Genomic DNA, 20,102 nt, shown 5'->3' on the forward strand with positions numbered 1-20,102 from the left:
GGGGCGCGGGGATTGTCACTGAGAAGCCTTGGCCAGGCCCAGCGCGTACTCCGGCCACCACTCGCCCGCCTTCGGGCCGCCCTTGCACTCGCCGTCCGACTCGCCCGGGCGCTTGACCCAGACGTAGGCGTCGACCAGCGGGTCCGCCGTCTTGGTCGTCGGGGTCTCGCCCAGGGCCCTGCCGGGCGGGTTGCACCAGCGCTCGCCCGCGTCGCCCTCCTCGTAGGGGCCGTTGCCGTTGCGGCTGGTGTCGATGACGAAGGGCTTGTTGCCGATCTTCGACGAGAGCGTCTTGCCGTACCCGATGGAGTTCTCGGTGGTGTAGAAGTTCGAGACGTTCACCGAGAAGCCGTCCGCGCCCTCGACGCCCGCCCACTTCAGCGGCTCGAAGATCTGGTCCGGGTTGCCCCAGCCGGCGTTGCCCGCGTCCAGGTAGACCTTGGTGTTCTTCAGCGACTTGAGCTTCTCGATCGCGCCCTTGAGGAGGTCGTAACGCTCCTCGTGGAACTCGTCCGGGGTGCAGCCGTCCACCAGGTGCAGCACGGCGTCCGGTTCGAGGATGACCGTCGTCGAGCGGTCACCGATGCCCGCCGCCACGCCGTCGATCCACTCACGGTAGGCGTTGCCGTCGGCGGCGCCGCCCTGTGAGTACTGCCCGCAGTCACGGTGCGGGATGTTGTAGAGGACCAGCAGGGCCGTACGGCCCGCCTTGTCCGCGGCCTCGGTGTAGCCGCGCGCCTCGTCCTCCGGGTTCTCGGGGCCGATCCACTCACCGGTCGGCTGCTCGGCGATCTTGCGGATCTGTTCCGCGTCGCCGTCCTCGCCGTCCTTCTCATAGGTGGCCACCTGCTGGGCCGCGTTGCCGTCCGGGTTCACCCAGAACGGGTCGACCTCCTTGGGCTGCTGGGTGATGCCGGCCGCGTTCTCCGGCTCGTCACCCCCGTCGTCCGAGGAGGAACACCCCGCGATCAGCAGCGCCGCCCCCAGCACCGTCGCGGTGGCCCCCCTGCGGGCCCCCCTGCTGCCGTACATCCAACTCCCCCTTGGGTGCACCGTTCGAAGTCCCAATCCTGACATACCTGTCCTGGGGCGTACGAGATCGGCCGGCCCTTGTCCGCGAGCTGTTACACCCCCGGGGGCGAGGGCAAGTGCGCCGCTGAGCGGCGGCGGGAGCTCGCGCTGGAGCTGCTCGGGGCGCGGAACTCCGCCGGGCGGCGGAGACCGGGCCCGGCGGCCGGCCGCAGGTACGGCGCATCACGTGCGCGGATCACCCAGGGCCACCGGGCTTCAGCATGACGGCAGTCGGGCCCTAGGCCCTGGCGCACATCCGTTCTAGAGTCGTGTGGGACGGCGCCGGCCCCCGGCCTGTCACCTCTCCCCGTGATGACCACCCCTGCCTCCCGCGCCTGCCGCCGGGTTACTCCCGCAGCCCGAGCGCGCGCGGTGGAGGGCCGGCCCGGTCGGCGGCTTCGGGGGGAGCGGGTCGTCGACCGGGCCAGGTGCGTTCACAGACCCGTGCCGGTGAGGTAGGCGGAGACCACGACGTTCGCCGTGTAGCTGCGGCTGGCGCGGTCGAAGGTGCCGCCGCAGGTGATGAGCCGCAGTTCGGCGCGGCCGGGCTCGCGGGGGCCGTAGGCCTGGCGGGCGTCGAAGCGGTCGCGGGTGACGACCTGGACGTCGTCGACGGTGAACTCGGCCACCTTGCCGTCGTCGCGGATCACCCGGACCGTCTCACCGGGCTTCAGCGCGCTGATCTTGTAGAACACGGCCGGCCGGGTCTCGGTGTCGACGTGCCCGACGAGCAGCGCCGTTCCGGCCGCGCCGGGTGCCGCTCCGGCGGCGTACCAGCCGACGACGCCGGGCTGGTCGAACGGGGGCGGGTCGACGGCGCCCTGCGGGTCCAGGCCGCGGGCGACTACCGGAGCCTGGACGCCGAGGCCCGGGATGTCGACGCGTTGGGGTCCGGCCTTGCCCAACGGGCGGGCGGAGGGCGGCAGATCGACGTCGGGCGGACGGCCGACGGCCGCCATGTCGCCGGTGGTGGGCGTGGATATGCCCTGCCGTACATCGGTGACCTCGCGTCCCCACAGCCACAGACCGAGCAGCAGGACCGCCCAGGCCATGCCGGTCAGCAGCCGTCCGGAGAGCGCGGGACGGTGGTGCGCGGACATCGGATCAGTCCGTCCTGCGGCTCCGGCGGGCGCGTCTGAGCGCCACGGCCGTCGCCGCGACTCCGGCGAGGACCAGTCCGGTCACCGTCTGCGCGGCACCGGGACCGGTCGTACGGGTGTCGTCGTCGGCGGTGGTGAGGTGGGCCGCGGCGCCGCCACCGCCCGCCTTCACGGGCGCGACCGGAGAGGCGGGCGCGGACGGCGGACGGCCGACCGGGAGGGAGACCGTGCGCTTGTCCTCACCGCAGATGACCATGACCTCGTAGGCACCGACCGCCAGGGAGGACCGGATGCGGCTCTCGCCGACCAGGGTGCCGTCCGCGCCGGTGACGCTGAGCTTCACTTCGCTGACGAACGCCGCCGACACCGCGCTCGCGGTCCGCTCGGCGCAGCCCGTCACGCGCAGCGCGACCTCGGCGCCCGGGTCGGGTGAGGCGGGGTTCACGGAGATGCCGCCTCCGTCCGCCGCGTACGCCGCCGGGGTGAGCACCGCGAAGAGGGCCGCGGCGCCCGCACAGAGAGTGACTTTCATTGAGCCCATCGTGAACCTCCAGATATCTGGAGCGTCCTCCTGGGCGACGGACCCCGCATCCTCAGCGGGGTCCGACTGCTCCGTTCGGGTCGTCTTCCGGGACCAGAGGGTTTCAGATCCGGTCGACCAGGTCCGCGATGGAGTCGAGGACCTGGGAGGGCCGGTACGGGAAGTTCTCCACCTGCTCGGGCCGGGTCAGCCCGGTGAGCACCAGGAAGGTCTGCATCCCGGCCTCGATACCGGCCAGGACGTCGGTGTCCATCCGGTCGCCGATCATGGCGCTGGCCTCGGAGTGGGCGCCGATGGCGTTCAGGCCGGTGCGCATCATCAGCGGGTTCGGCTTGCCCGCGAAGTAGGGCTGCTTGCCGGTCGCCTTGGTGATCAGCGCGGCCACGGCGCCGGTCGCGGGCAGCGGGCCCTCGGTGGAGGGGCCCGTCTCGTCGGGGTTGGTGCAGATGAAGCGGGCTCCGCCGTTGATGAGCCGGACCGCCTTGGTCATGGCCTCGAAGGAGTAGGTGCGGGTCTCGCCGAGGACGACGTAGTCCGGCTCGTGGTCGGTGAGGATGTACCCGATGTCATGCAGTGCCGTGGTCAGTCCGGCCTCGCCGATGACGTACGCCGAGCCGCCGGGCCGCTGGTCGTCCAGGAACTTGGCGGTGGCCAGGGCGGAGGTCCAGATGTTCTCGATCGGCACCTCAAGGCCCATGCGGTTGAGGCGGGCGTGCAGATCGCGTGGCGTGTAGATCGAGTTGTTGGTCAGGACCAGGAACGGCTTGCCGGACTCGCGGAGTTTCTTGATGAAGGCGTCGGCGCCGGGGATCGGTACGCCCTCGTGGATCAGGACTCCGTCCATGTCGGTGAGCCATGACTCGATGGGCTTGCGGTCTGCCATGTGCGGGACTCCTGGCGTACGTACGAGCGATGAGCGGAGAGCGCCGGAACCACGGCGTACCGACGCCCTCAGCCTAATCAGGAAGTGGTCACCTTGACCCCGTCGATCACCCAGTACCAGTTGTTGGACCCGGTGTAGCGGAAGCGGAAGCTCGCGCTGGAGGCGCCGGTCGGGACCGGTACGGAGACCGACTGCGGCTGGGAGATGACGTCGGAGGTGTAGCTCTTGACGGCGGTGGGCGCGCCCAGGTTGAAGGAGACGAGGATCTGGGCGCTCTGGGCGCCTTCCTGCCGGTAGAAGGTGGTGAAGTCGAGCCGGACCGTGGCCTTGCCGGTGACGTCGTACGCGGGCGTCACGAGGGTCGTGTCGTAGCTGCCGGAGAAGGACTTGTCCGACCACTCGTCGGAGTCGGCGACGGCGAAGACGCCGCGGGCGCGGACGTTGAGCTCGCGGGACTGGTCGCGCTGGGTGCGGGACCAGAACTCGTCGGTGGCGAAGGACCAGCCGCGCCACTCGGTCACGCCGCCGGTGCCCATGGCGTTGTTGATGACGGACCAGCCGCTGGGCGGGGTGTGGGTGAAGCCGAGGACCCCGGCCGGGATGCCGGTCTCGTCGACGCGGGCGCCGAGGGAGGGGTGGAGGGTGTCGAAGGGGTCGGCGGAGCGTTCCTGGATGGGCTTGCCGTCCAGGCCCCAGGCAGGGTCGACCGGGATGCCGAGCTGCTTGAGGACGGTGGGGACGACGTCGACGAGCCGGGTGTCGATGGGGCGGGCACCGGCGGCGATGCCGGGCCCGGTGGCGAGGACGAAGGTCCGCCGCTCCTCGACGGAGGAACCGCCGTGGCCGCCCGGGTCGGTGTGCCCGTGGTCGGTGGCGACGATGACGGTCCAGCGCTCGGTGGCGTAACCGGGCCGTGCCTTGATGGCGGCGCGCAGCCGCCCGAGGTAGGCGTCCTGTACGGCGATCTGGTCGAGGTAGGCCTGGCTGCCCGCGCCCTGGTTGTGGCCGACGATGTCGGACTGCCCGAAGTAGACGAAGAGGACGTCCGGGTTCTGGCCCTTGATGATCGCCTCGGCCTCGGCGGCGATGGTGGCGTCGTGCCCGGTGTACCCGTCCCGGTCGCCGTCGAGGACGAGCTTGGCGTCGGCGCCGGGGGTGACGGTGCCCTGGGTGTCCAGGGGCAGCCAGTCGACGGCTGCGTACGTGGACAGCGCCGGGCGGATCTGGGCGAGGCGGGCCAGGAAGCCGGGGTACTGGCCGTACTTCTTGCCCGCGAAGGTGTTGTCCCTCACCCCGTGCTTGTCGGGCCAGACCCCGGTGGAGACGGTCGACCAGCCGGGGCCGGAGGAGGTGGCGGCCATGGGGTTGGCGTAGAGCAGGGAGGTGCCGTAGGTGCCCTCGCTCATCATCGCCTTGAGGTGCGGGGCGTCGGCGGCGGCGATCCGGTCGTGCCGGAAGCCGTCCATGCCGATGACGAGGACCTTGTCCTTGCTGGTGCCGCCGGGCAGGGTCGGCACGGCGCGGGCGGGGCCGGCGCCGATGGTGAGGGCCGCGGCGGTGGTCGCGGTGGCGGTGAGCACGGTACGGCGGGACGGACGGGACATCGCGTGATCCTCCGGTGGGAAGAGTAGGTGCTCGGACCCGGCCGCGCCCCCGGTGGTGATGCCGGGGGCGTGGCGGTGGGGGGTGTCTCGGTGCCGAGGGCTCAGCTGCCGGTCGCCGACTTCCAGTGGTCGACGTAGTCGGTCAGGTTCTTCTCGATGGCGTCCCAGTCCGGTTCGAAGACCTCCACGTCCTTGATCAGGTTCGTCAGGGCGATCGCGTCGGCGTCGACCGCCTTCACGTCCTGGCGGGCGGTGAAGCCGCCGCCGATCTCGCTGACCTGCTGCTGGGCCTTCTGGCTGAGCATGTACTCCAAGAGCTTCCTGCCGTTCTCCGAATGCGGGGCGTCGGTGACCAGACCGGCCGCATACGGCAGCGCGAACGTCGTCGGCTCGCCGCCCTCCCTGGCCGGGAACCAGATCCCGAGGTTCGGCATGTCCTTGGACTGGGCGTAGTTCATCTGCACATCGCCGTTGGCGACCAGCAGTTCGCCCTTGTCGACCTTGGGGGCGAGCTTGCCGGTGGAGGCGGACGGGCCGACGTTGTTGGACTGGAGCCTGCCGAGGTAGTCCAGGGCGGGCTGCTCGCCGCCGAAGTCGTGCATCGCCTTGATGAGGACGGCGGTGCCGTCACCGGCGACACCCGGGGTGGAGTACTGGAGCTTGTTCCTGTACTTGCCGTCCAGCAGCTCCTCCCAGGTGGTGGGTGCCTGCGTCAGCTCCTTCTTGTTGTAGACGAACCCGAAGTAGTTGTTGACGACCGAGGTCCAGGTCCCGTCAGGCGACTTGTCGGCCCCGCTCACCTGGTCGGCGCCGGCGGGGACGTACTTCTGGAGCAGGCCCTTGGCGTCGGCCTGCTGGATGAAGGGCGGCAGGGTGACCAGCACATCGGCCTGCGGGTTGCGCTTCTCGCGGACGGCGCGCTGCACCATCTCGCCGGAGCCGCCCTCGACGTACTCGACCTTGATCCCCGTCTCCTTCTCGAAGTCCGCGAAGATCCGGTCGTACCAGCCGTCCCCGTTCTCGCCCTTGAGGCCGTCGGCGCTGTAGACGGTGACGACGTTCTCGTCGGCGGCGGCGGAGCTGCCGCCGCAGGCGGCGAGCGCGGGGGTGGCGAGCAGACTGAGGGCTACGGCGAGCGCGCCGCGGTTTCTGGGCATGGCGAGGTGAACTCCTTGCGGGGAAGGGGTGTCGGTCGAGCGGGGTGTTGGCCGAGCGGGGCGTCGGTCAGCGGTACGACGCTCTGGTGCGCACGCGGGACATGGCGAACAGGACGAGCAGGGTCGCCGCCATCAGCACCATCGCGACGGCGGACCCGGTGAACAGGGCACCGCGGTCGGTGGCCGCGTAGATCAGGACCGGAAGCGGGGTCCAGTCGGGCGGGTAGAGCATCATCGTGGCGCTCAACTCGCCCATGGACAGGGCGAAGCAGAGGCCGGCGGCGGCGGACAGGGACGGCAGCAGCAGGGGCAGCCGCACCCGCCACAGCACATAGGAGGGGCGCGCCCCGAGCGAGGCGGCGGCCTGCTCGTAGGCGGGGTCGAGCCGGGTCAGCGCGGCCGACACGGACTGGTGGGCGAAGGCGGTGACCAGCACGGTGTGCGCGACGATCACGATCCACCGGGTGCCGTTGAGCAGCATCGGCGGCTGCGAGAAGGCGACCAGGACGGCGAGTCCGACGACCACGGAGGGCACGGCGAGGGGCAGCACGAACAGCCCGTCGAGCAGACGCCGTCCGCATCGGCCGAGGGTGCGCGCGGCGAGCGCGGCCCAGGTCCCGGCGGTGAGGGCGAGAAGGCTCGCGGCGGCCGCGGTGAACAGGCTGGTGGTGAGCGCCTGGAGGGCCTCGCCGCGGGTGGCGGCGGCGTAGTGCGCGGTGGTGAAGTCCGAGGGCAGCGCGCTGGACCAGTGGGTGGCGAAGGAGGCGGCGGCCACCACGAGCAGGGGCAGCGCGAACAGCGGCAGGAAGAGCAGGAGGAACACGGCCCATACGGCCCACCTGGCCCGGCGGCTATGCACCAGCACGACGGCTCACCACCCGGTAGAGGCCGTAGAGGCCCACGGAGATCAGGACGTTGACGACGGCGACCACGCAGGCGCCCGGGTAGTCGGACTCCAGGATCGCCTTGCTGTAGACGAGGGTCGGGAGGGTGGTGACGCCCTTGGCGCCGGTGAAGAGCACGATCCCGAACTCGTTGAGGCAGAGCACCAGGACCAGGCTGCCGCCGGCCGCGAGGGCGGGCAGCGCCTCGGGCAGGATGATCCGCCGCACGATCCTGGGCGCCCGCGCGCCGAGCGAACCGGCCGCCTCCAGCTGGGCGGTGTCGAGCTGGGCGAAGGCCGCGAGCAGGGGCCGCATCACGAACGGCGTGAAGTAGGTGATCTCGGCGAGCAGAACACCCCACGGCGTGGTGAGGAACCGGAACGGCCCTTCGGCGGCTCCCGTGGCGTCCGTCCACAGCCCGTTCGCCATGCCGACCGTGCCGTAGATGAACAGCAGGGCGAGCGTGATCAGGAAGGACGGGAAGGAGAGGAAGACGTCCACGAACCGGGCGACCGCCCGCGCCCCCGGGAACGGCACGAAGGCGATGACCAGCGCCAGCAGGAACCCGAGCACCAGGCATCCGGCGGTCGCGGCGAGCGCCAGCCAGACGGTGGTCCACAGCGCCTCACGGAAGGACCCGGAGGCCAGGACGTCGGCGTACGGCTGGAGGGAGGTGCCGCCGGTGTCGGGCTTGACGGACTGCTCGACGACGAGACCGAGCGGGTAGAGGAAGAAGAGGGCGAGGAGGGCGACGGGTGGGGCAGCCCGGAGCAGCCGCCTAGTCATGGGTGACTCCTGCTGTGAGCAGGACCGCGTCCTCCGGGGCGAAGTGCAGGTCCACCGGGTCGCCGAGGGCGGGCGGGTCCTTCAGCTCGCGCAGGTCGGTCATCACGCGGTGGCCGTCGACCTCGACGTACAGGCGGTGGGTGGCGCCGCGCCACTGGATCTCCCGTACCGTGCCGGAGAGCCGGTTGGGTCCGTCACCGACGCCGATGAGGTGCGGCCGTACGCACAGGGTGGCGCTCGCGCCCTTCGCGGCGCCTGCCGTGTCCACCGTGAGGTCGGCCTTCCCGAAGGTCACGCCTGTCGAACTCACGGTCACCGGAAGCAGGTTGGCGTTGCCGACGAAGGACGCGGTGAACTCGTCGGCCGGGGCGCGGTACAGCTCCCCCGGGGTGCCCACGGCCCGCAGCCGGGCCCGGTCCATCACCGCGATCCGGTCGGCGAGGGTGAGCGCCTCGACCTGGTCGTGGGTGACGTACAGGATCGACACGTCCGGCAACTCACGGTGCAGCCGCGCCAGTTCGGCGAGCATGCCGGAGCGCAGCCGGGCGTCGAGGGCGGACAGGGGCTCGTCCAGCAGCAGCACGCCCGGCCGGATGGCGAGGGCCCGGGCGATGGCGACGCGCTGCTGCTGGCCGCCGGACAGCTCGCGCGGGTAGCGGCGGGCGTAGGCCGCCATGCCGGTCATCTCCAGTGCCTCGGCGACCCGTTCGCGGATCTCGACGCGGGCCGCCCTGCGGGCCTTCAGTCCGAAGGCCACGTTGTCCTCGACCCGCATGTGCGGGAAGAGGGCGTACTGCTGGACGACCATCCCGATGCCCCGCCGGTGCGGGGGCAGCGCGGTGACATCGCGGTCACCGAGGAACACCCGCCCGGCGGCGGGCCGTACGAACCCGGCGACCGCCCGCAGCGCGGTGGTCTTGCCGGATCCGGACGGCCCGAGCAGCGCCATGACCTCGCCGGGAGCGACGGTGAGGTCGAGGGCGTCGAGGACGACATGGCCGTCGTAGGAGACGGTGACGCCGTCGAAGCGGATACCGCTGCTCATGCGAGCACTCCGGGCAACTCCGCCACGGAGCCGAGCACATGGGTCGCCCCGGCCGCGCCGAGCGCCTCGGCGTCGTGCGCCCCGGTCAGCACACCGGCGACGACGGCCGCGCCGGAGCGGATTCCGCTGAGCATGTCGTAGGAGGTATCGCCGACGACCGCGATCTGCCGCACGCCGTCCGCCGCGCCGGTCCGGAGGAAGGCGCTGAGCACCATGTCCGGGTACGGCCGCCCGCGGCCCCCCGCGTCCGTCGGGCACAGGGTGAGCGGCACCAGGTCCTGCCAGCCGAGCGCGGCCAGGATCGCGTCCTGCGTGGGGCGGGCGAACCCGGTGGTCAGCACGACGGTACGGCCCTGGGCGGTGAGCTCCTCGATGGTCTCCCGGGCGCCCGGCAGGGCAGCGATCCGGCCGTCGTCGACGAGTTCGGCGTACGCCGCCTCGAAGGCCTTGTTGGCTTGCTGGGCCTTGGCCTCCTCGCCGAACAGGTGCCGGAAGACGGAGATCTTGGACTCGCCCATGGTGGCGCGGACGTGGCCGAGCATCGCGTCGGGATCGGCGCCGAGGTGGCGGGCTGCCGCGCTGAACGCCTGCTCGACCAGGCCACCGTCGGCGACGGTGGTGCCGGCCATGTCGAGGACGACGAGCCGGATGTCGGGGGTGTGCGGGTGCTGCTGCGTCATCTGTGTCACCAGCCCAGTTCGGTCGCGGTGGTCTCGGCTATCGCGGGCGAGCAGGTCATTCCGCGCCCGCCGGGCCCGGTGACCAGCCACACGCCGTCGCGCACCCGCTGCCGGTGCACGACCCGGCCGGGGTCGGTGCACTGCGCGTACACGCCGGCCCAGCGGCGGCGGATCTTCGGCAGCGGGCGGCCGAGGAAGGATTCGACGACCTCGGTGAGGTGGTCGTAGGGGTCTTCGAGGGTGTCGAAGGCGAAGGGGTGCTCGTACTCGTGGGTGTCGCCGATGGTCAGTCCGCCGTCGGCGCGCTGGACCATGAGCAGCTGCATCCGGTGCCGCGCTGGCGTCTCGGCCTGCGGCCGGCCGGAGTTGAGGTCGTCCAGGGCGGCGCCGCGGTAGGCGGGGTAGTAGCGGAAGCTGTCGGCGTCGGCGACCGAGGTGGGCAGGGGTTCGCCGAGCGGGTCGGTCTGCATCATCTGGAGCCGGACCCGGCGCACGGGCAGTTCGGGCCCGGCCAGCTCCCGGACGAGCCCGCCGAGCCAGGCGCCGGTGCACAGCACGACCGCGTCGCCGCTGTGCACGTCCCCGTGGTCGTCACGGACGGCGCTCTCGCCGATGACCTCACGGACCTCACGGCCCGGCAGGAAGATGTAGCGCGGCGACCTCAGCAGCTCCTCCCGCAGGGCGAGTTGAGCCGTCCGCGGCTCGACGGCGGCGTCCCGCTCGCAGTACAGGGCGGCGGTGAACTCGCCGCGCAGGGCGGGGTTGAGGGCGCGCGCCTCGGCCGGGGTGAGCAGCTTGTGACCGCGCGCGGCGGCATCCTCCCGCGCTACGGCGGCCTCGGCGACGGCGAGTTCGAGGTCGCCGCGGACGGGGGTGAGGGAGCCGTTGGCCCGGAAGCCCAGCTTCGGCACCCGGGCACCGATCCCCGCCCACAGCTCCCGCGCCCGCAGGGCGGTCTCCAGCTCCTCGCCCTCGGCGCGGCCACTGACCCAGATCTGGCCGAAATTGCGCAGCGAGGCGCCGCGAGCCTCCGCCTCGCGCTCGATCTGTACGACCTCATGGCCGCGTTCCACTGCTTGCCAGGCGTGCAGGGTGCCCACCACGCCGGCTCCGACGACTATCACTCTCACGACGGCAACGCTCCTCGGACTCGGGGAACCGGAAAGGTCCGGCTACCAACGGGAGCGTGAACGACCCATCACGTTTGGGCTAGACCCGTTATCTTTTCGTGATGAGATGAGAGAGGTGAGTGGGGCGAGTGAGGCGACTTTCAGCCGCCGAGATGGGCCGAGAAGGAGAAGCGGTCGCCGCGGTAGAGGGTGCGGACGCGTTCCAGGGGCCGCTTGTCCGTGTCCCGCGAGACACGGTGGATGAGCAGCATCGGCAGGGCGGGCGGGGTGCCGATGAGAAGGGCTTCGCGTGGAGTGGCGAGCACGGTCTCGATGCGCTCGTCGGCGTCACCGAAGGCGATGCCCTGGGAGTGGAGGTAGGCGTAGAAGGAGGAGTCGGGGTCGAAGTCGGCGTCCAGGCGGGGCACTCGGGCGACGGCAACGTAGGTGCTCTCCAGGCCGACCCGCTCGTCGTCGGCGAGCAGCACCCGCTCCAGGTGCCAGACCGCCTCGCCCCGGGTGAGCCCGGTCTCGGCGGCGAGGGCGTCGGGGCAGGGGAAGCGGTCGAGGGTGACGAGGGTACGGCCCGGGGTGCGCCCCTGGCGCCGTACGCCCTCGGTGTAGCTGGCCAGCGACAGCGGCTGCTCCAGCTTGGGCCCGGCGACGACGGTGCCGCGGCCCTGGCGCCGCAGTTTTCCCTCCAGCACCAGCTCGCGCAGCGCCTGCCGGACGGTCTCGCGGGCGACGTCGTACTCCTCGGACAGATCCCGCTCGGTCGGGATGGCGTTCCCCTCGGGCAGCTCCGCGAGGAGCCGGTCGATGCGCGCCTTGACCGCGTAGTACTTGGGGATGCGCCCGTGCTCGGGAATGCCGGAGCGGACGGGGGCGCCGGGGGCCTGGTCGTTCGGGTAGTCCACGGAAGGGATCGTCGCAGACGAACCCGACGGTCTCGGCGCGGGGACCGTCGCGGGTCGGACTCGGTCGGCTCAGCGTCGCCGACGCAGGATCAGCAGCGCGCCGCCGATCGTGAGCAGCGTGGCGAGGCCGGCGGCGACGGCGGTGGTGGGGGTTCCGGTGCGGGCCAGCTCGTTGGTGAAGGCGAGCGGGGGCGGGGTGGCTCCGGTGGAGCTCCGGGGGTCGAGCGGGGTGTCCGGCTCGGTGTCGATGCCGAACCGGTAGTCGTTGGACTGTCCGATCCAGTCGCCGTCGTCGTCGTGGCGCTGGACGACCGCCGCGTTGGCGGTGACGCGGTTGGGCAGGGCGTCGGAGGTGACGGAGAGCCTCACCTTCACGGTGACGGTCGCGCGCGGGCCGACGGTGAACCCGGGGAACCCGTCGAAGGCGCCGACGAGTTCGTCCTCGTCGGTGGTCTCGAAGCGGACGGGGTGGGTCCGGTCACCGACGTAGAACTCCAGCCGGGGCTGGGCGGGGGTGAGCGCGCGCCGCTCGTCGACGAGGACGACGACGGGGTGGACGTCGCGGCAGGTGCGGCCGGTCTCGTTGCTGAGCTCCAGGTACCAGGTGCCGTATCCCCCGCCGGACTCGTAGGACCCGGGCCCCCCGCGGATCCGGGTGCTCAGCGGAAAGGAGCGCCCGTCGGAGGCGGTACAGGCACCGGCGGGCTCGGCGGCGTGCGCGACTCCCGCACCGGAGAGCAGGGCGACGGCCCCGGCGAGGGAGGCGGAGAGCGCGGCGGGGAGGGAGCGGGGGCGCGGCAGGGACAGGCGTCGGGACAGGGGCACTAACAGGCACAGTCGCATAAACACATGACCATGCCGGAGCGGGCCCCCGAGCAGCGGACGCCACCCCGCACGGCGCCGGAAGTCCCCCCGATCAGAGCACCCCTCGCCCGAACACCGACCCCAGCGTCAACTGCGCCGCCCCCTCGGCGACCTCCCGCCCCCCACCGGGAGCCACCCGCACCGGCACGGCCGCCTCGCCGACCCTCCGGCCGCGCTCATCGAGCACGGCCGCGGCACCCCGTACGAAACACTCCGGACGGGCCGCGACCGTACGACCGCCCAGCAGCACCACGTCGATGTCCAGCAGCGCGACCAGGTTCGCGGCGCCCGTGCCCAGCACCCGCGCGGCCTCCTCGAAGTCCCCGCGTGCCACCGCCGCCAGGCACAGCGCCTCCACGCACCCCCGGTTGCCGCACTCGCACACCGGCCCGTCCAGCTGGACCACCTGATGCCCGAACTCCCCCGCCCCGGTCCGCGCCCCCCGGTGCACCACACCCCCGAGCACCAGCCCGCCACCGAGCCCGGCCCCAAAGTGCAGATAGGCGAAGGACTCCCCCGCCCCGCCGACCGCGAGCCCGAGCGCCGCCGCGTTGGTGTCCTTGTCCACCACCACCGGCACCCCCAGCCCCCGCTCCAGCGCTTCCCGCAGCGGAAACCCGTCGAACTCGGGGAACCCCGTGACCCGGTGCAGCACTCCCCGGGCATGGTCCAGCGGCCCCGGCAGCCCCACGCCCACCCCCAGCAGCGCACCCCCCGGCCGCTCCCCGAGCAGCGCCGTGACCTCGCTCGTCACCCCCTCGACGACCGCCGCCCGTCCGACCCCGAGTCCCAGCGGAGCAGTCCGCTCCGCGACCACCGCCCCCGTCAGATCCACCAGCACGGCCCGCAACGCGTCCCGGTCCAGATGCACGCCGACCGCGTGTCCGGCCTCCGGGACCAGGCGCAGGACGGTCCGCGGCTTGCCGCCCGTGGACGCCCGCCGCCCCGCCTCCGCCGCCAGTCCCTCGGCCCGCAGCCGTGCGGTGATCTTGCTGACGGCCTGCGGGGTCAGCCCGATCCGCTCGGCCAGCTCCAGCCGGCTGATCCCGTCGGGCCCGGCGGTCCGCAGCAGATCCAGCACGAGCGCGGCATTGTGACTGCGCAGCCCCGGCAGATTCACTCCGGCGGAAGCCCCGACCGAGCCACCCGCGCCGACTGAGCCACCCGCGCCGCCCACACCACTGATCCCCTTCACACTGCTGCTCACGCCCCCATTCTCCCCACCGCTTGCACTTTGGCAACAGCGTTGCGAAAGTAGGAGCCATGACTGGCACACCCCTCCGCACCGGCCTGATCGGCTACGGCCTCGCCGGCTCCGTCTTCCACGCCCCGCTGATCGCGGCCACCGAGGGCCTCACCCTCGACACGGTCGTCACCGCCAACCCGGAGCGGCAGGAGCAGGCCCGCGCCGGGCACCCGGACGTCCGGATCGCCGCAGCCCCGGATGAGCTGTTCGCGCGCGCCGACGCACTCGACCTGATCGTCATCGCGTCCCCGAACAAGACGCACGTCCCGCTCGCCACCGCCGCCCTCAAGGCCGGTCTCCCGGTCGTCGTCGACAAGCCGGTCGCCGGTACGGCCGCCGAGGCCCGTGAGCTGGCGGCGCTCGCCGAGGACCGCGGACTGCTCCTGTCGGTCTTCCAGAACCGCCGCTGGGACAACGACTTCCTCACCCTCCGCAAGCTCATCGAGAAGGGCGAGCTGGGCGACGTCTACCGCTTCGAGTCCCGCTTCGAGCGCTGGCGGCCCGAACTCAAGGGCGGCTGGCGCGAGTCCGGCGACCCTGCAGAGATCGGAGGTCTCCTCTACGACCTCGGCAGCCATGTCGTCGACCAGGCGCTGGTCCTCTTCGGCCCCGCCGCCTCCGTCTACGCCGAGTCCGACATCCGCCGCCCCGGCGCCGCGACGGACGACGACACCTTCATCGCGATCACGCACACGAACGGCGTCCGCTCCCACCTCTACGTCTCCGCCACGACCGCCCAACTCGGCCCGCGCTTCCGGGTCCTCGGCTCGAAGGCGGGGTACGTCAAGCACGGCCTCGACCCCCAGGAGGCGGCTCTGCGCGAGGGTGAACTGCCCGGCGCCGACTGGGGCACCGAGCCCGAGTCGCTGTGGGGCCGGGTGGGTTCCGGCGAGTCCCCGCTGACCGGCGGCGGCCGCCCCGAACCGACCCTCCCGGGCGACTACCCCGCGTACTATGCGGCCGTGGCCAGGGCCATTACCGACGGCGGCGCCAACCCGGTGACCGCCGCGGAGGCGGCCGCCGCCCTCGACGTACTGGAGGCGGCCCGCCGTTCGGCCCGCGACGGAGTGGCGGTGGCGCTGTGACCCACAGCAACGGAATCACCCCGAAGTTCACCCCGGAGATCACTCCCACCATCGAGGAGCTGGAGGCCCAGGAACGCCGCCTGGTCTTCAAGGAGTTCACCCCCGACGACGCCTGGCGCCTCGGCTCGCTCCTGGTTCAGCTGGCCCGCGAGCGGCAGGCGCCGCTGGCCATCGACATCCACCGCGGCGGACAGCAGCTCTTCCACGCCGCGCTCCCGGGCGCCACCCCGGACAACGACGCGTGGATCGCCCGCAAGCGCCGGGTGGTGGAGCGCTACCACTCCGCGTCCTACCTGGTCGGCGCCCGCTCCCGGGCCAAGGGCACGACCTTCGAGGACTCCTCCCGCCTGGACCCGGACGTGTACGCGGCGCACGGCGGCTCCTTCCCCCTCACGGTGGAGGGGGTCGGCGTCATCGGCGCGGTGACGGTCAGCGGACTGCCTCAGCTGGCGGACCACCGGTTCGTGGTGGAGGCGCTGGGGACCTTCTTGGGCATGGCTGAATAGAGACTGGCTCGGTGCGTGGAGCGGCTAGGCGTCCTTGAACTCCTGCCGCTGCCGCCCGAGCCCCTCGATCTCCAGCTCGACCACGTCCCCGGCCCGCAGGAACGGCTTCGGCTCGGGCTGCCCGAGGGCCACCCCCGCCGGCGTCCCCGTGTTGATGACGTCCCCGGGGTAGAGGGTCATGAACTGGCTGACGTACCGCACGACTTCCCCCACCGGGAAGATCTGCTCCGCGGTGGTGCCGTCCTGCTTCAGCTCCCCGTTGACCCAGAGCTTCAACGACAGGTTCTGCGGATCCGGAACCTCATCGGCGGTGACCAGCCAGGGCCCCAGCGGGTTGAACGTCTCGCAGTTCTTCCCCTTGTCCCAGGTCCCGCCCCGCTCGATCTGGAACTCCCGCTCGGAGACGTCGTGCGCGACGGCGTACCCGGCGACATGCCCGAGCGCCGCCTCCGCGGACTCGACGTAGCGCGCCGTACGCCCGATGACGACGGCCAGTTCGACCTCCCAGTCGGTCTTCACCGAACCGCGCGGCACGAGCACCGTGTCGTCCGGCCCGACGACCGTGTCCGGAGCCTTGAAGAAGACGACCGGCTCGGCGGGCGGCTCGGCCCCCGTCTCGCGGGCGTGGTCGTGGTAGTTCAGGCCGATGCACACGATCTTCCCGATCCGGCCGAGCGGCGGTCCGATCCGCAGCCCGGCCGCGTCCAGCACCGGCAGCTGACCGGCGACGGCACGGATCCGGGCGAGCGCCTCGTCGTCGGCGAGCAGCGCTCCGTCGATGTCCGGCACGACGCCCGACAGATCCCGCAGAACGCCTTCGGCGTCGAGCAGCGCGGGCGTCTCCGCTCCCGCCGTACCGACTCGCAGCAGCTTCATGATCACAATCTCCCTCGATCGTGGGGCGCCCGCCGATGTGTGCAGCCATCGGAGGACTGGTCGATCCTCCAAGCTCCGAGTCCACTCCGCAATACCCGGTTCACGTACTGGACCGTAGGTCAGCGGTACGTCAGCGGTAGAGAACCGCCCGTTCCACGGCGCTCCAGGTCGAACTGGTGACGATGTACAGCGCGGCGGCGAGCGGTACGACGGCCACGCTGATCAGCGTGAGGAAGGAGACGAACGGCATCACCGCGGTGATCGCGCCGGCGCCGGGAGCGTCCACGGGCGTGCTCTCGGCAAGCGTGGCCTTCGTCCGGCGGTAGGTGAAGAAGGCGACCCCCGCGGCGAGCGCGAACAGCCCCAGGTACACGAGCCCGGCCGCCCCGAACACCCCTGCCCCGCTCAGCGCGTCCGCCCACCGCTCCCCGAGCGGCGCGGCGAACAGCCGGTGACCGAGCAGCTCATTGGCCCGCCCGCCGATCTCCGCGCTGGAGAACAGATGGAAGAGCAGGAGGAAGGCGGGCGCCTGGCAGAGGCTCGGCAGGATCCCGGCCAGCGGCGACACCTTGTGCTCGGTGTGCAGTTCCAGCAGGGCCCGCTTCAGCTTCTCGGGGTTGCGCGCATGCCTGCGGCGCAGCTCGGCGATCCTCGGCTGGAGCGCGGTGCGGGCCTTCTGGCCGCGGGCGGCGGCCCGGGACAGCGGAAGCACGAGCAGCCGTACGAGCAGGGTGAACAGGACGATCGCGGCGGCGGCCGCTGAACCGTGGAAGAGGGGCTGGAGCAGCTCGGCGAGCTGCTCGACAAGGCGGGCGAAAACGGACATGGGTGAGCCCTCCGGGGGTCTCGTCGTGCCGGGATACGGAATGGCGGCATGACGACCCGCGCGGGGTCAGTGCGGGTGTATCTGCTGTGCCCCTACGCCGCGGTCGCCGGGAGGGCGAGTCCGGGGGCTCGGGGGCGGGTGCGCCCCTTGGCGTCGGGGTCGCGTTGCGGCAGGAAGGCCGTACGCAGGTCCCGGTCGCGGATGGCCGTACGCACCCGGGTGGGCGGCACGGCGGGCGCACAGCGCGCGGCGATGACCGAGCAGACGGCGAGCGCGGCACCGGCCGCGGCGGTGGCGGCGAGGGCGACGGTGGCGAAGAGGCTGCCGGAGTCGAGGAGGAGGACGTCGAGGACGACGGTGAGGACGAGGGCGAGGATGACGAGAGCGGGACGCAGCACGGCCCAACGCTTGATCATCGAACTCCCCCCTCCCTGTTGCTCTTTGTTATACCTCAACGCGCTCGCGTCGAGAGAAGCGTCCCCCACACCACCAGGCGGTACCGGGAGGTGTACTCGGGCGTGCAGGTGGTCAGGGTGATGTAGTACCCGGGTTCGCGGTAGCCGCGCCCGACGTGGACCAGGCTGCTGGGCACCGCCCTGATCACCCCGGTGTCCCGCGCGGAGGTCTGCGCGAGAGTCTGGTCGACGGCGTACGTGTACACAGCCTCCTTCGTCTCTACGACGATCTCGTCACCGTCGTCGAGCCGGTCGAGCCGCCGGAAGGGCTCGCCGTGGGTGTTGCGGTGCCCGGCGAGGGCGAAGTTGCCGGGCCGGCCGGGCTGTTGGGTGCGGGGGTAGTGGCCGACGTAACCCCGGTTGAGAACCCCGGACTTGCTGATGCCCTCGGCGACGGGGACGCGGAGGTCGAGGGCGGGGATGGTGAGGATGGCGTAGGCCTGGGACCAGGTGAGGGGTCTGCCGGGGTCGGGCGAGGTCCGCGGCTCGGGGGTTGCCGTAGGGGATGCCGCCGGAGCGGATGTCCGCGGCTCAGGGGTCGCCGCGGGAGACGTCCTCGAGGAGCCGCCGCCCGATGAGCCCTCGCCCCACTCCCGCTCCAGGGCCGCGACCCCTCTCCTTGCCTCCGCCTTCGCCTCCCGGTTGGTCCACCAGAGCTGATGGGCGACGAGCAGCAGAAGCACCAGGCCGACGGTGACGAGGAGTTCGCCGCCGGTCCACAGGGCACGGCGGCGCAGGGCGCGGCGGCGACGGGTGCCGTGCCGGACGACGAGGGGTCCGCGCATCCGTACGCCTCCTTCAGCCGCCTCCTCCACCGCGGGCCCGAACGATAGGCGCAGAAGGCTGAAGTCACCAGGCTTCCAGGGGCCGTTCGAGACTTCGTACAGAGGTTTTAGAAAGGGCTGTCGCAACCCTCGACAAGCTCACGAGGGTGGCCCGATGCTTCGTTTCATGGCATGTACGGGACACTTCTAGTGAGGGTGGAGAGGTCATGATCCGACGCAGAACCCTGCTGGCGGCGACGGGCGGCGCGGTCCTGGGCAGCGCCCTGGCGACGGGCACCGCGCACGCGGACGCCACGATCGCGGTCAACCCGGGGACCCGGTACGGCACCTGGGAGGGCTGGGGCACGTCCCTGGCCTGGTGGGGCAATGTCTTCGGCACCCGGGACGACTTCGCCGACCTCTTCTTCACCACCAAGTCGGTGACGTACAACGGCACTTCACTGCCGGGCCTGGGCCTGAACATCGCCCGCTACAACCTGGGCGCGTGCAGCTGGAACACCGTGAACGGCGAGACCATGGTGAAGTCCCCGAACATCCCCGCGTTCAAGCAGATCGAGGGCTTCTGGCAGGACTGGAACAACGAGGACCCGACGTCCTCGGCCTGGGACTGGACGGCGGACGCGGCACAGCGCGCGATGCTGGTGAAGGCGACACAGCGAGGAGCTGTCAGCGAACTTTTCGCCAACTCTCCGATGTGGTGGATGTGTTACAACCACAACCCCTCCGGCGCTGCGGACGGCGGCAACAACCTCCAGACCTGGAACCACCGCCAGCACGCCTCCCACCTGGCGGCGGTCGCCCTGTACGCGAGAACGAACTGGGGCGTGAACTTCGCGACGGTGGACCCCTTCAACGAACCGGCGTCGACCTGGTGGACCGCCTCCGGCACACAGGAGGGCTGCCACCTCGACCCGGCCGTCCAGGCGGCCGTACTGCCGTACATGAGAAGCGAGTTGGACAAGCGCGGCCTGACCGGCGTCCGCATCTCGGCCTCGGACGAGACGAACTACGACACGGCGCGCAGCACCTGGTCGTCGTTCGGCTCGGCGACCAGGGCCCTGGTGTCGCAGGTCAACGTGCACGGCTACCAGGGCACAGGCGGCCGCAGGGATCTCCTGTACACGGACGTGGTGACGACCGCGGGCAAGAAGCTGTGGAACTCGGAGACGGGCGACAGCGACGGCACGGGCCTGAGCATGGCACGCAACCTCTGCTACGACTTCCGCTGGCTGCACCCGACGGCCTGGTGCTACTGGCAGGTGATGGACCCGTCGACGGGCTGGGCGATGATCGCGTACGACGCGAACACCCTCCAGCCGACGACCGTGCAGCCGAAGTACTACGTGATGGCCCAGTTCAGCCGCCACATCCGCCCCGGCATGACGATCCTGGACACAGGGGTGAGCTACGCGGCGGCGGCGTACGACGCGAGCGCGCGCCGCCTGGTGCTGGTCGCCGTGAACACCTCCTCGTCGTCGCAGACCTTCACCTTCGACCTGTCCCGCTTCACGACGGTGACGGGTGGCTCGGGCGGCCTGGTGCCGCGCTGGAACACGGTGACGGGCGGAGGGGACATGTACCGCGCTTACACGGATGCGTCTGTGAACGGGAAATCGGTGAGCGCGACGTTCGCGGCGGGGGCGGTGCAGACCCTTCAGGTGGACGGGGTGACGATCTGATCT

The 20,102-nt window shown here is 71.6% G+C and carries 21 protein-coding genes; 3 read left to right on the forward strand and 18 right to left on the reverse strand.

Annotation, left to right across the window (positions count from 1 at the left end; all coding sequences use genetic code 11):
• Positions 1–15: 15 nt before the first annotated feature.
• The 14 genes from STRCI_RS16000 to STRCI_RS16065 form a co-directional block, all read right to left on the reverse strand.
• Entirely contained in the window at positions 16–1,032 is a 1,017-nt protein-coding gene (locus tag STRCI_RS16000) for a glycoside hydrolase family 6 protein (RefSeq protein ID WP_269659627.1), read from the reverse strand.
• A gap of 473 nt (positions 1,033–1,505) precedes the next feature.
• On the reverse strand, positions 1,506–2,171 hold the full coding sequence (locus STRCI_RS16005) for a class F sortase (RefSeq protein WP_269659628.1): 666 nt from the start codon (positions 2,169–2,171) through the stop codon (positions 1,506–1,508).
• Positions 2,172–2,175: 4 nt separating this feature from the next.
• Positions 2,176–2,712 (reverse strand): hypothetical protein, encoded by a 537-nt coding sequence (locus STRCI_RS16010; RefSeq protein WP_269659629.1) that lies wholly within the window; start codon positions 2,710–2,712, stop codon positions 2,176–2,178.
• 103 nt (positions 2,713–2,815) lie between these two features.
• Positions 2,816–3,595 (reverse strand): HAD-IIA family hydrolase, encoded by a 780-nt coding sequence (locus STRCI_RS16015; RefSeq protein ID WP_269659630.1) that lies wholly within the window; start codon positions 3,593–3,595, stop codon positions 2,816–2,818.
• A gap of 77 nt (positions 3,596–3,672) precedes the next feature.
• Positions 3,673–5,199, reverse strand: coding sequence for an alkaline phosphatase family protein (locus STRCI_RS16020; protein WP_269659631.1), 1,527 nt, complete (start codon positions 5,197–5,199; stop codon positions 3,673–3,675).
• A gap of 101 nt (positions 5,200–5,300) precedes the next feature.
• Positions 5,301–6,356 (reverse strand): 2-aminoethylphosphonate ABC transporter substrate-binding protein, encoded by a 1,056-nt coding sequence (locus STRCI_RS16025; RefSeq protein ID WP_269659632.1) that lies wholly within the window; start codon positions 6,354–6,356, stop codon positions 5,301–5,303.
• Positions 6,357–6,423: 67 nt separating this feature from the next.
• A complete protein-coding gene (locus STRCI_RS16030) occupies positions 6,424–7,221 on the reverse strand; it encodes an ABC transporter permease (RefSeq protein ID WP_269659633.1) in 798 nt (265 codons plus the stop codon).
• Positions 7,208–8,026: a 2-aminoethylphosphonate ABC transporter permease subunit gene (locus STRCI_RS16035; RefSeq protein ID WP_269659634.1), complete on the reverse strand. Its 819-nt coding sequence runs from the start codon at positions 8,024–8,026 to the stop codon at positions 7,208–7,210. The genes STRCI_RS16030 and STRCI_RS16035 overlap by 14 nt, the downstream gene beginning before the upstream one ends.
• Entirely contained in the window at positions 8,019–9,071 is a 1,053-nt protein-coding gene (locus STRCI_RS16040) for an ABC transporter ATP-binding protein (protein ID WP_269659635.1), read from the reverse strand. Before STRCI_RS16040 ends, STRCI_RS16035 begins: the two co-directional genes overlap by 8 nt.
• Positions 9,068–9,751: a phosphonatase-like hydrolase gene (locus tag STRCI_RS16045; RefSeq protein ID WP_269659636.1), complete on the reverse strand. Its 684-nt coding sequence runs from the start codon at positions 9,749–9,751 to the stop codon at positions 9,068–9,070. Before STRCI_RS16045 ends, STRCI_RS16040 begins: the two co-directional genes overlap by 4 nt.
• 5 nt (positions 9,752–9,756) lie before the next feature.
• Positions 9,757–10,881: a TIGR03364 family FAD-dependent oxidoreductase gene (locus STRCI_RS16050; protein ID WP_269659637.1), complete on the reverse strand. Its 1,125-nt coding sequence runs from the start codon at positions 10,879–10,881 to the stop codon at positions 9,757–9,759.
• 140 nt (positions 10,882–11,021) lie between these two features.
• Positions 11,022–11,777: a GntR family transcriptional regulator gene (locus tag STRCI_RS16055; RefSeq protein ID WP_269659638.1), complete on the reverse strand. Its 756-nt coding sequence runs from the start codon at positions 11,775–11,777 to the stop codon at positions 11,022–11,024.
• Between the two features lie 69 nt (positions 11,778–11,846).
• Positions 11,847–12,620, reverse strand: coding sequence for a hypothetical protein (locus tag STRCI_RS16060; protein WP_269659639.1), 774 nt, complete (start codon positions 12,618–12,620; stop codon positions 11,847–11,849).
• 73 nt (positions 12,621–12,693) lie between these two features.
• Positions 12,694–13,848, reverse strand: a complete 1,155-nt coding sequence (locus STRCI_RS16065; protein ID WP_418953340.1) for an ROK family transcriptional regulator — start codon at positions 13,846–13,848, stop codon at positions 12,694–12,696.
• Between the two features lie 56 nt (positions 13,849–13,904).
• Between STRCI_RS16065 and STRCI_RS16070 the strand changes: the two genes are divergently transcribed.
• Together STRCI_RS16070 and STRCI_RS16075 are read left to right on the forward strand one after the other, a co-directional pair.
• Entirely contained in the window at positions 13,905–14,972 is a 1,068-nt protein-coding gene (locus STRCI_RS16070; protein WP_269659640.1) for a Gfo/Idh/MocA family oxidoreductase, read from the forward strand.
• Entirely contained in the window at positions 14,969–15,478 is a 510-nt protein-coding gene (locus STRCI_RS16075; protein ID WP_269659641.1) for a heme-degrading domain-containing protein, read from the forward strand. Before STRCI_RS16070 ends, STRCI_RS16075 begins: the two co-directional genes overlap by 4 nt.
• A gap of 24 nt (positions 15,479–15,502) precedes the next feature.
• Here STRCI_RS16075 and STRCI_RS16080 read toward each other — a convergent pair whose 3' ends face one another.
• From STRCI_RS16080 to STRCI_RS16095, 4 genes are all read right to left on the reverse strand, one after another.
• Positions 15,503–16,354, reverse strand: coding sequence for a fumarylacetoacetate hydrolase family protein (locus STRCI_RS16080; protein ID WP_269659642.1), 852 nt, complete (start codon positions 16,352–16,354; stop codon positions 15,503–15,505).
• Between the two features lie 130 nt (positions 16,355–16,484).
• Positions 16,485–17,180 (reverse strand): YidC/Oxa1 family membrane protein insertase, encoded by a 696-nt coding sequence (locus STRCI_RS16085; protein WP_269659643.1) that lies wholly within the window; start codon positions 17,178–17,180, stop codon positions 16,485–16,487.
• A 92-nt stretch (positions 17,181–17,272) separates the two neighbouring features.
• A complete protein-coding gene (locus STRCI_RS16090) occupies positions 17,273–17,596 on the reverse strand; it encodes a DUF6412 domain-containing protein (RefSeq protein ID WP_269659644.1) in 324 nt (107 codons plus the stop codon).
• A gap of 35 nt (positions 17,597–17,631) precedes the next feature.
• Positions 17,632–18,420 (reverse strand): class E sortase, encoded by a 789-nt coding sequence (locus tag STRCI_RS16095; RefSeq protein WP_269659645.1) that lies wholly within the window; start codon positions 18,418–18,420, stop codon positions 17,632–17,634.
• Between the two features lie 206 nt (positions 18,421–18,626).
• Between STRCI_RS16095 and STRCI_RS16100 the strand changes: the two genes are divergently transcribed.
• The gene (locus STRCI_RS16100) at positions 18,627–20,099 is read left to right on the forward strand and encodes a glycoside hydrolase (RefSeq protein ID WP_269659646.1); all 1,473 of its coding nucleotides are present in this window, start codon (positions 18,627–18,629) and stop codon (positions 20,097–20,099) included.
• Positions 20,100–20,102: the final 3 nt, after the last annotated feature.

Source organism: Streptomyces cinnabarinus, assembly GCF_027270315.1.
GTDB classification, from domain to species: Bacteria; Actinomycetota; Actinomycetes; order Streptomycetales; family Streptomycetaceae; genus Streptomyces; species Streptomyces cinnabarinus.

Excerpts from the sequence above, each read along its gene's own strand:
- STRCI_RS16000 (WP_269659627.1), bottom strand. The coding sequence starts at position 1,032 with ATGTACGGCAGCAGGGGGGCCCGCAGGGGGGCCACCGCGACGGTGCTG.
- STRCI_RS16005 (WP_269659628.1), bottom strand. The coding sequence starts at position 2,171 with ATGTCCGCGCACCACCGTCCCGCGCTCTCCGGACGGCTGCTGACCGGC.
- STRCI_RS16010 (WP_269659629.1), bottom strand. The coding sequence starts at position 2,712 with ATGGGCTCAATGAAAGTCACTCTCTGTGCGGGCGCCGCGGCCCTCTTC.
- STRCI_RS16015 (WP_269659630.1), bottom strand. The coding sequence starts at position 3,595 with ATGGCAGACCGCAAGCCCATCGAGTCATGGCTCACCGACATGGACGGA.
- STRCI_RS16020 (WP_269659631.1), bottom strand. The coding sequence starts at position 5,199 with ATGTCCCGTCCGTCCCGCCGTACCGTGCTCACCGCCACCGCGACCACC.
- STRCI_RS16025 (WP_269659632.1), bottom strand. The coding sequence starts at position 6,356 with ATGCCCAGAAACCGCGGCGCGCTCGCCGTAGCCCTCAGTCTGCTCGCC.
- STRCI_RS16035 (WP_269659634.1), bottom strand. The coding sequence starts at position 8,026 with ATGACTAGGCGGCTGCTCCGGGCTGCCCCACCCGTCGCCCTCCTCGCC.
- STRCI_RS16040 (WP_269659635.1), bottom strand. The coding sequence starts at position 9,071 with ATGAGCAGCGGTATCCGCTTCGACGGCGTCACCGTCTCCTACGACGGC.
- STRCI_RS16045 (WP_269659636.1), bottom strand. The coding sequence starts at position 9,751 with ATGACGCAGCAGCACCCGCACACCCCCGACATCCGGCTCGTCGTCCTC.
- STRCI_RS16060 (WP_269659639.1), bottom strand. The coding sequence starts at position 12,620 with ATGCGACTGTGCCTGTTAGTGCCCCTGTCCCGACGCCTGTCCCTGCCG.
- STRCI_RS16070 (WP_269659640.1), top strand. The coding sequence starts at position 13,905 with ATGACTGGCACACCCCTCCGCACCGGCCTGATCGGCTACGGCCTCGCC.
- STRCI_RS16080 (WP_269659642.1), bottom strand. The coding sequence starts at position 16,354 with ATGAAGCTGCTGCGAGTCGGTACGGCGGGAGCGGAGACGCCCGCGCTG.
- STRCI_RS16085 (WP_269659643.1), bottom strand. The coding sequence starts at position 17,180 with ATGTCCGTTTTCGCCCGCCTTGTCGAGCAGCTCGCCGAGCTGCTCCAG.
- STRCI_RS16090 (WP_269659644.1), bottom strand. The coding sequence starts at position 17,596 with ATGATCAAGCGTTGGGCCGTGCTGCGTCCCGCTCTCGTCATCCTCGCC.
- STRCI_RS16095 (WP_269659645.1), bottom strand. The coding sequence starts at position 18,420 with ATGCGCGGACCCCTCGTCGTCCGGCACGGCACCCGTCGCCGCCGCGCC.
- STRCI_RS16100 (WP_269659646.1), top strand. The coding sequence starts at position 18,627 with ATGATCCGACGCAGAACCCTGCTGGCGGCGACGGGCGGCGCGGTCCTG.